Annotated in this window: 7 protein-coding genes and 1 pseudogene; 2 read left to right on the top strand and 6 right to left on the bottom strand. The window is 52.5% G+C overall.

Going from position 1 to position 9820, the window contains the following annotated elements; translation table 11 throughout:
- Together B3W37_RS10000 and B3W37_RS09995 are read left to right on the top strand one after the other, a co-directional pair.
- Positions 1–843: MATE family efflux transporter (locus B3W37_RS10000; RefSeq protein ID WP_483175611.1), on the top strand; the 843-nt coding region annotated here is incomplete at its 5' end.
- An 895-nt stretch (positions 844–1738) separates the two neighbouring features.
- Positions 1739–2146, top strand: coding sequence for a DUF4489 domain-containing protein (locus B3W37_RS09995; RefSeq protein ID WP_483175610.1), 408 nt, complete (start codon positions 1739–1741; stop codon positions 2144–2146).
- Between the two features lie 151 nt (positions 2147–2297).
- Here B3W37_RS09995 and B3W37_RS09990 read toward each other — a convergent pair whose 3' ends face one another.
- The 6 genes and pseudogenes from B3W37_RS09990 to B3W37_RS09965 form a co-directional block, all read right to left on the bottom strand.
- The gene (locus tag B3W37_RS09990) at positions 2298–4949 is read right to left on the bottom strand and encodes a PAS domain-containing protein (RefSeq protein WP_483175609.1); all 2652 of its coding nucleotides are present in this window, start codon (positions 4947–4949) and stop codon (positions 2298–2300) included.
- 165 nt (positions 4950–5114) lie between these two features.
- Positions 5115–5870, bottom strand: a complete 756-nt coding sequence (locus B3W37_RS09985) for a TIGR00266 family protein (protein WP_481038317.1) — start codon at positions 5868–5870, stop codon at positions 5115–5117.
- Between the two features lie 230 nt (positions 5871–6100).
- Complete coding sequence (gene corA / locus B3W37_RS09980; protein WP_481038316.1) at positions 6101–7111, bottom strand: magnesium/cobalt transporter CorA; 1011 nt, start codon at positions 7109–7111, stop codon at positions 6101–6103.
- A gap of 181 nt (positions 7112–7292) precedes the next feature.
- The gene (locus B3W37_RS09975) at positions 7293–8393 is read right to left on the bottom strand and encodes a tetraprenyl-beta-curcumene synthase family protein (RefSeq protein ID WP_483168666.1); all 1101 of its coding nucleotides are present in this window, start codon (positions 8391–8393) and stop codon (positions 7293–7295) included.
- Positions 8394–8395: 2 nt separating this feature from the next.
- Positions 8396–9313 carry a polyprenyl synthetase family protein gene (locus B3W37_RS09970; protein WP_481038314.1) on the bottom strand — a complete coding sequence of 306 codons (918 nt, stop codon included), beginning with the start codon at positions 9311–9313 and terminating at the stop codon, positions 8396–8398.
- A gap of 193 nt (positions 9314–9506) precedes the next feature.
- Positions 9507–9820 (bottom strand): annotated as a pseudogene (locus tag B3W37_RS09965) (glutamine amidotransferase); the annotation flags it as partial.

Here is a 9820-nt window from a genome sequence, read left to right as displayed (position 1 = left end):
GTGGTGGGAGACCTGGTCCTGGTTTTCGGCTGGTTCGGCTTCCCGGCTATGGGGGTGGCCGGGGCGGCGGTGGCCACCAGTATAGCCCACTTCCTGGGATTTATCCTCTCCCTGTGGGCTTTGATGAGCAACTGCACCGAATTGACAGTGCCGTGGCGAAGCATTTTCGCCCTGAGATTAAATATCATCCGCAGGGTTCTCAGCCTGGGCATCCCCGGTCTGGTGGAGCAGCTTTTCACGACTGCAGCCCAACTGACCTCTACCTACTTGCTGGTCTTCCTGGGTACGGTGGCTTACGCCTCGCATCAGGTGGCCATCGTGGTGGAGTCGATTTCATTTATGCCCGGTTTTGGGCTGGCCATTGCCGCTACGACCCTGGTAGGACAGGCGGTTGGGGCTTCTGATCGTAATAAAATATCACAGAACAGCCGGGGCTGCCTGGAGATGGCAGGGATTTTAATGGGTTTCATCGGGGTGCTCTTCGCCCTGTTTCCCTATTTCATCGCTTCCCTGTTCACCGATGAGCCGGATATCATCAGAACCGCCGGACTCCTGGTACGCATCGCTTCACTGGAGCAGCTGACCATTGCCGCCACCATGGTCTTGAGCGGCATCCTCAAAGGCTCGGGAGACACCCGCACCCCCATGTATATTTCCACAGTATTCACCTGGCTGGTGCGCATACCCCTGATGTATCTTTTCATTATGGTCTTGCACTGGCCGGTTGCGTCGATATGGGTGTTGTTCGTTATCGATTGGGGCCTGCGCGGCGTAGTCTACGCCATCATTTACCGCCGCAAAAAGTGGCTGGAAAAGGCCATCCTCGCCCAATCCGCAAAATGACACACGGAAAACCTCCCCCAGTGTCACGCCGCCACGAATTTGCCCTTTGATGACAAAAGGAACGACGTTCCCCTTCGTGCACCTTTTATAATGATGTAGCTCATTAAACTGCCTCGCTTTATATTCAGCATGCCGTCCAGTGTTTCATCTGCTCATAACCTGCCGGGGCTCACCTACAAAAATATTCTTCGGGTCCGCGTCTACTCTGATACTTGCCGGGGTCTGTAAAGATACGTGCCGGAACTGTACAAATTAAATACTTTTCGGAACCGCTTCTACCCGAATACTGGTTGATGGTCTTAATTATTAACTTTTCGGGTATGCGTCTACTTATATAATATAAAGAACTTTGTGGAACATAAACTTCGGAATTGCATTATTATGGGTTAGCGTTACATTGTTGGTTAGCGCTGCCTGCCGCTTACTATCCGGGGGCGCCTCTAAATAAAAATAGTTTTAATCTGTACCCGGGTTGGCTATAGCGATGACAATCAGAACCATAAAAACCTCTAAATAAAAATAGTTTGACTCTGTATCCGGAACACTGTTTCTTCAATATGAATAAAATGTTAAACAAGGGAGTATATCTCTTCACTGCCAATAACTAATAAGGAGGAATATATTAATGACCAGATTTAAACGCGGTCACAAGTCCAAAAGAAGAAATCGTGTTTTAGCCGCTAACACCAGAGTGTGTCACAGCAATGTGCTCAGCAGCAGAGTGTGCCACAGCTGCGCATGTCACGTGAGTCCCAGCAGTGTGAGTCCTACCTGTTCGTGTCCAAGTGTATTGGCCAACACCATAACAGGCGGTACCCCGAGAGTTTGTTTTACCACCTCGAGAGCCAGCGGTGGAGTACCGATTTGTCCTACTCCTGCATCGCCGCATTTATTCTTGGTTTGCGGAAGGGCCTTTGACATCAACTTAAAGGACGTTCGCGAAGGTTCTGCCAACATCCTGCTTGCAAGAGTCACAGTTGATAAGTCTTCATGTATCAGACCCATCGTGAAAATCGATTTTTCAACCATCATTGAAGTAGAGGATGATAAGGAAGTCGAATTGGTGATTGCCTTAAAGAGAACTTGCGACGGGCATTGCACTATACTGCAAACTTACGAACTCGAATTTGATGATGTTGAAAGGCTTCCGTTCAGCTTTACTTTCTGTGATGATGACTGCCACTCCCTATTCGGTATCTGCGAATATACCGTAGAGATTATTGATATTGAAGTGGAAAACGGCCATAAAGTCGATGAAATCGAGACGGAAAGCACTGCCATCACTGCAATTGTTCAGAGATAATGTAATGTAGCAACGACTCATGCAAGCGGGACGGTTCTTGACTTGCCCCTGGCGCAGGGGTGGGGTAGATAGGAATGGTGGGACGGGTGACAGATGGGGACGGTGACAAATGGGGTCGGTCCCCATCTGTCACCCGTCCCCACTTGCGCGCCTATACTTTGGGGAACCTCACGTAAAAGGTGGTACCGGTAGATTTGGTTTGATAATCGATGGTGGCATGGTGGCGGGCCGCGATGCTGTAGCACACCGCCAGCCCTAGTCCGGTTCCGGTATCTTTGGTAGTAAAAAAAGGCGTTCCCAATTTGTGCAGTATCTCCGGGGGTAAACCGGAGCCCTCATCCCTGATATACAACACAATTCGATCCCCTTCCGTTCCGGTGCCGATAGTCAGAGTTCCCCTGGGCGGCATCGCATCCAGACCATTGCGGGTCATATTTAAAACCAGCTGGCGGAATTCGTTCTGATCGATCAGGGCCGCAGGAGGCTGGTTTAACTCCAGATGAACCGCCATCTCCCTCAGGTTGGCCTCGGACATGATCATCGGATATAACGTGGTTATCAAATCATCCAGTGAATGCAGCCGCAGATCAACGCGTTTATCCCTGGCCATGCCCAGGTATTCGCTGATAATGGCATTGGCCCGGTCAATCTCTTCTATCATAAGCTCGAAATAGCTCCGGTCATTTTCATACTCATTTCTATGCCCCAGCATCTGCAGAAATCCGCGTACTGCGGTCAAGGGATTTCTTATTTCATGGCCGATGCCGGCCGCCATCTCCCCGATCATGTTGAGCCGGTCGAGGCGGGCGATTTCGGTTTCCATCAATTTTTCTTTAGTTATATCCCGCATTATAACTACCCGGCAAATCTCATCGTTGAGATTCATGGTTACAGTTGATACTGATGTGATAATTGCATTCCCTGTTTTTGACCATAACTTCCATTCCGGTATCCTGATTTCACCTGTCACGACCAGCTCTGCCAAATAGGATCTGGCCTCATCCAAGGCATCGCCATAAAAATCCAATTCTTCAGGGGTCTTTCCCAAGACTTCTTCCCGCTCATATCCGGTGATTTCCAACAGCCGGTGGTTCACATCCACAAACGTGTCGTCCGCCATCCGTATGATGGCAATCATGTCCGGGTTATTGTCAAATATCTTGTGAAAGCGTTCTTCCGAGGCGCGGAAAGCGTCTTCGGCCTGTTTTTGCTTAGTGATGTCGATATCAATCTCCAGTATGAGCGGAGAACCGTCAACGTCTATGAAGGGCAAATCGTAAGCGTCAATGATGCTGCCATCGGGCGCGGTTAAGCGCCAATAATGAGGTTTGCCGGTTTCTAAGACGCGGTAGGCCTGGCAGAAATCGCAGGGCTCGTCGAGACCAAAAATATAATCGTAACAGTGCCGCCCCTCCGACTCGCCGAATTTGTTGCGAAAAGCCCGGTTGGCAAAGGCAACGTGGTGATCAGGTGTCAAAATGCATATTATTACCGGCAGTGTCTCCAGGACATCAAATAGCCGCTGCCGTTCAAGGGACAGCTCTCTGGTGCGTTCTTGTACTTTGGCTTCCAAATGGTCATGGGCTTTTTGTAACTCTTTCTCAACATGTCTGCGCTCGGTGACATCATAGCCAATCACCGTTGCTCCCAGCAGTTTGCCATCCTGGCCGGTGGTATAGGTAACATGCAATGAGGCCAGTATTTCCCGGCCGGCCTTGGTCTTCACTAAACAATCCACGATAGGTTCAGGTTTTTCACCGTTCAGCCACTGCCTGGCCCTGAGTTGAAAAATTTCCCTGCCCTGCTCGCCCAGAATATCAACGGGAGCCATCTTCAGCAATTCATCGCGGCGGTATCCTGTCAATTTACACATGACAGCATTAACGGAGACAAAACGCTGTTGTTGGAGGTCAATTTGACAAATGGCGGCCGGGGCGTTTTGCACCAGTTCGCGGTATTTTCTCTCGCTTTCCCGCAAGGCTTCCTCGGCCTGAACACGTGGAGTAGCGTCCCGGATGGATGATATGATGCCTTTGTATTCGCCGCCGGGCCCTGTCAGAACGGTTCTGCTCACATCGATGACGATCGGCCGGCCATCCTTTCTAAACCATTTTATGTTTACCAATTGCTCATCTATTGTTTCGAAATCTATCTTCCAATCATACAAATAATGGTAGGCCGCTTGTGCCCCTTCATCGACATGGCTGTTTACAAAACTATAAAAGCGCTGCCCCAGGAGTTCATCCTCTTTCCAGCCGAATAAATCTTCAAAAGCCCGGTTGCAGTAGATGATGAGCCCGTTTTCATCCACAACCATGACGGCATCCTTGACATTGGCCAGAATTTGAGCTTGAAAAGCCAGAGTCTCTTGTTCCCGCCGGCGGGCTTCGCTTTGCTTAAGGGTCCGCTCCCTCCTTAACGGATCGGTTATATCGGTGAAAACAACCACAAACTTGTTTTCCGAATGGAGCGAAAAGGCCTGCACGTTAAACCAGCGGTCCAATGCGGTGTTATACTCTTCAAACTTCAGACCGCGGCCGGATCGCACCACCTCTCCGAATTTTTCTAACCAGGCCGATTCGATATTGGGCAAAAATGCCGTGGCCCGGCGCCCCAAAACCTGCTCTTTACTGAGGCCGGATTGTTTTTCATAGGAGTAATTCATATCGAGGACAGTATAATCGACGGGCCGGCCATTATCGTCAAATATCATCCGGGCTACTGCCATTGCTTCGGTGCAATTGTTCCATATCAGCTCAAATATAGCGCTTTTTTCAGCGTTTGTACTCTCTTTATCTCTCATCTTCCAACTCCGCCCCTTAAGACAACCTGTAATAGGAGGATGGTCATAATCGGGGATTTCCTGCATAGTGTGACAACCGTGTGACAGCAGGTGATGGTGACAAAAAAGGAACCTCCCCCATTGTCACCATCACCTGCTTGCGTCAAGAACCGTTTGTGTGATAATTTAGTCGCCGGAGATCATGTTGCCGAGGATGCCGCCCAGGCCGCGGTTCTCTTCCCGGGAACCTCCCACCCTTGAAGCGGCGACTATACGGTCGGCCAGACGGGACAGGGGCAGGCTTTGCAGATAGACCAGGCCCGGTCCGGTCACAGTGGCCATGAAGAGGCCTTCCCCGCCGAACAGGGCATTTTTGAACCCACCCACAAACTCGATGTTATAATCTACCGATTCGTCAAAAGCGGCCAGACAGCCAGTGTCTACTTTAAGTTTTTCACCAGACTGCAGCCTTTTCTCAATCAGTGTGCCCCCGGCGTGTACGAAAGCCAGGCCATCCCCTCTGAGGCGCTGCAGGATGAAGCCCTCTCCGCCAAACAAGCCAGCCCCGATTCTTTTGGTAAAGGCGATCTCAATCTCCACCCCCCTGGCGGCGCAGACAAAAGAGTCTTTCTGGCACATGAAACGCCCGCTGTGCTGTCCCAGTTCGATAGGGATGATTTTCCCCGGATAAGGGGCCCCGAAGGCTACTCTTTGCTTGGCTTTAGCCCCGTTCATGAAGGTGGTGATAAAGAAGCTCTCTCCGGTGAGCATGCGCTTGAAGCCCTGGAACATACCGCCTCCGGTTCCGGTCTGCATCTGTATGCCCGCGTCCATGTAGGTCATGGCCCCGGCCTCAGCACGAACTCCTTCCCCCGGATCCAGCTCAATCTCCACTAACTGCATATCGTCTCCGAAAATTTGATAATCGATGATGTCAGCCATTTTTTGCTCCTTTCCCAATATGTATTTTAAGGGTAGGCTGCCGCATAGCTGCCGCCCTTTACAACCTTTTCGCTCCGCTTAAGCAGGCCGGTTGGGTAACAGACGTAAGTCAAGAACCGGTCCCGCTTGCATCCACTTGCGCGCTGCCGGGATGCGGCTTGATACCCGCCCCGGTCTTTCAATATGATGTTTCAGCCCTGAATCGATAGGGCGTGCGCCTACTCTGCACCCTATAACCAACGTCTACGCCGGTAATACAACAACATACCGCCCGCCACGGCAGCCATCAGCACCCAGGCCCCGATATAGCCGAAACGGTGCCCCAGTTCCGGCATATAATCGAAATTCATGCCGTAGACACCGGTGATGAAGGTCAGGGGGATAAAAATGGTGGACACTACCGTCAGCACCTTGATGACCTCGTTCATCTCGTTGTTAGCCAGCGACAGGTAGGATTCCAGGATGCTGGCGGTGATTTGCCGGTAGGAATCAGTACTGTGCAGTTGCTGCAAGGTGTGGTCATAGCAGTCGCGCAGGTATACCAGAGTGCCGGTCTGGATCAGGGGTATCTCGCCGGTGCGCATGTCTTCGATGACCTCCTGCGAGCCGGCGATGATGCGCTCCAACTCCACCAGGCGAACCCGCAGATGATGCAGTTTGGCGCTGATGGCTTCGCGGGTGATGGAAAATATCTGATCCTCCATTTCGAAAACCTCTTTGCCCACCTCTTCCAGCACCGGAAAGACACTGTCGATAATGCGGTCACAGAGGCTGTAGCACAAAAAGTCGCTGCCTTTTTTGCGGAGATTGCTGTTTCCGTGCTGCAGGAGTTCCTGTAATGGTTCAAACAGACGGTTTTCGCGGGGGACGATGGTAATTACATAGCTGTCTCCCACAAATATGCTGACCTGCATCCGCTCCTGGGTCTGGTGATCCATGGCGTACATGGCCAAAAAGAGGTTTTGATCATACATCTCCAATTTGCTGCGCTGGCCCTGATGGGTAACATCCTCAATAGCCAACGGGTGAAGCTGATAATGCCCGGCCAACTGTTCAAGGATTTCCCAGGTGACCTGCCCGCTTATATGTATCCAGGTGATTCCCGCTTGCGCCGGCGGCCAGACAAGTTGACCGTCCTTCAGGTGCTGAACCGTGACAGAATCGGGACTGTAGTTGAAAATGGTGATTTGCATGGGATGGCTGGGGTCTTCCCCGTTCGGCTGTGCAATCGCTGCGGGCACCGCTTCACCTGCTTCCTGCTGGATAAAAGAACCTTTACTGCCAATATTATAGCCTAGCTGCCAAACTTTGAGAAGAGGACACCCCTTATGCAGGATATGCCGCAGAGAACCCTTTCCCCCCGCTTGCACGCTGATATATTTTCGAATAAAAAAGACACCAGGAAAGCTTCCTTCTGGTCCATTACAGGACTTTGCGGACCATGCGGCAGATGCGGTAGGTGTTGACGGCTCGCTGGCCGGAGCAGTTGAGCAGGCTCTGGGCCAGGTCTTGATAAGATTGGGCGGCAATTTTGGCATCAGAGAGGTAAAGACCTAACAGCCCTTCCACCACCGTGATGTGAAAAGCCCGGTTGGGCATGCTGGCCGCGCAGTCATGGGCCTGGCAAACAAAAAATTTGAGCCGTTCCAGCATCTCCCCTTCATCCCGATAGTAGAAAGTAAAATTCAAATCGCCACTCTGCCGGTCTTCCTCGCGGTCTATGAAGTAGTCCAAGAGGATGTGCAATCCACAGATCCATGGGAAGTAGGCCTGCCAGGTACGGTGCATGCTGGCGTCGTCCAGTTCTTCCCGGCAGGCCAGGCCCAGCAGGGCAAATATAGCCAGGGTAGAGCCGGTGGCGGCGGCGAATTCCTGCCAGCGCACCCCGGGATAACGCGAGGCCTGCTGGCTGGCCCAGCTTATGAGCTGCTCTTCCCGGATCTCCGGGTCCAGGTGTTTGCGCACCTGCAATTCGCTGTACCAGTTGGCCAGTTCCCAGAGCCGCTCCTGCACCCTCCAGTAGTTGGGGAGGGTTTCGATCTGAGTCTGGCACTCGGCTACCAGCTGGCTGATATAGCCGCCATCCTCCTTGTACGGATAGAACAGGTAGTAGTCGCCGCAGGCGCTGCCGGGGGTCAAGGCCGTCAATAAGCTGTTGTGCAGATGACGGAAGGCCTGGCCATCGGTGCTGCCGGCCCGGTCGCACAAATTGTCCAGATAATCGCATAGGATCTGATAGGCTACGATGATACGCAAGAGGGTTTTTTCATATCCGGGCGCTAAGCTGGCGAAAACCGCGCCCCCCTGGCAATGAAAAGCCTTGTGCTCCAGACTGGCCAGAGCCATTTGGCGCAAGACCGGATCCGGGCAGCGTTCTGCCTCCACCCGCCAGGCGGCCAGCAATTTTTGCACCCGGGGGAGTAAGACCAGAATATGGTGTATGAGCAAAGCCGACTGCCCCGGGGCAGCCTTGCGCCGGGGACGTATGCCGGCAGAACTTCGGGCGGTTTTGGTAGCAGTCATATTCAGGCCTGCCTTTCCATAGGTGGATGATAACGCCCCAATACCGGGCGATAGTTGTCAATAAAACTAAGACAGGTACTCTTCAATTCTTCCAGGCTTTCGCCGGAAGGCAGTTCCGCCAGGCGCTCCAGCCCGCGCTCCAGGAAGGCCCCGGCGTGCTCGATAGCTTCCCCGACAGAGCCGCTCTCGATGACTATATTTATAATCTCTCCCAAACTGGCGGCAATGCTGGAACGCCGCTCCAGCAGGCCTGTCAGCCGCTGGCCGTATTGCTCGTTTTTTATGGTTAATATGACCGGCAGGGTGATATTGCCCTGGGTGATATCGTTTCCCACCGGCTTACCCAAGGTGGTGCTGTCGGCCACCAGATCCATCACATCATCGATAATCTGATAAGCATAGCCCAAACACATCCCGAACTGCTCCAGATGCTTGACCTGCTCAGGGCCGGCCTGGCTGATCAGGGCGCCGATTTTGCAGCTGGAAGCGAACAGACAAGCGGTCTTGCGATACGTCTTGTCGTAATACTCATCCAACCCGATATTCAGGTCGTAAGCCTGCCCCATTTGAATGATCTCCCCGGAACACATTACCTGAATGGTATGGGTGATGTTTTCCATGACCCGGCTTTGCTGATGGCGGTTGATGAGATGAAAAGCCGTGGCAAACAGGAAATCGCCGGCCAAAACGCTGGCCTGATTGCCGTAACGGGCATTGAGGCTGTCACGCCCGCGCCGTATGGGGGCATGGTCGATCACATCGTCGTGCACCAGTGAGGCCAGATGGATCAATTCTACCGCCACGGCAATATCACGCACCACAATGGGGTCATGCTCATTCAAGGCGGCGGTATGATACACCAGACGGGGGCGCAGCATTTTACCGCTCCCCTCTAAAAGATAAGCCATGATTCTATCCACCCGCGGACTGCCGGTGCTGGTAACCTGGCGAAGGCGGTTCTGTATGAGTTCAGCCGGAAATGGGCTTGGTTTGACAGCTGTTGCTTGTTTGATGATGACAACTCCCCTTCTGATAAATTCTGTTTGTGGCTAGTATTCCCTACCGCATACAGAATATACCAGCATTCGGGAACTGGCAGGTATGGGTGGCAGGCTATGATGTGAGGATTTTGTATTTGACCTGCTGGTGGGCGAAGTTTTCAATGCTATCATAAAGCGGGGTGATCGTCGCGGTGAGGCCGCGCCGTTCTGCCATGGCGCTTATATAGAAATCGGCTACAACCGGGTTTTTAGGCAACAAGGGGCCATGCAGATAGGTTCCGATGAGGTTGTGGTATTTGAGGCCTTCGCTGCCGTCCTGCCCGTTATTGCCGTACCCTTTAACGACCCTGCCGAAGGCCTCCAGGCGGGGATCGTCAAGATAGGTGCGCCCGCCATGGTTTTCGAAGCCAACCACCGTGGTATTAC

The organism is Syntrophomonas sp. UBA5494 (assembly GCF_002426325.1).
This window is presented reverse-complemented; position numbering and strand designations above follow the sequence as displayed.

Excerpts from the sequence above, each read along its gene's own strand:
- B3W37_RS09990 (WP_483175609.1), bottom strand. The coding sequence starts at position 4,949 with ATGAGAGATAAAGAGAGTACAAACGCTGAAAAAAGCGCTATATTTGAG.
- B3W37_RS09985 (WP_481038317.1), bottom strand. The coding sequence starts at position 5,870 with ATGGCTGACATCATCGATTATCAAATTTTCGGAGACGATATGCAGTTA.
- B3W37_RS09975 (WP_483168666.1), bottom strand. The coding sequence starts at position 8,393 with ATGACTGCTACCAAAACCGCCCGAAGTTCTGCCGGCATACGTCCCCGG.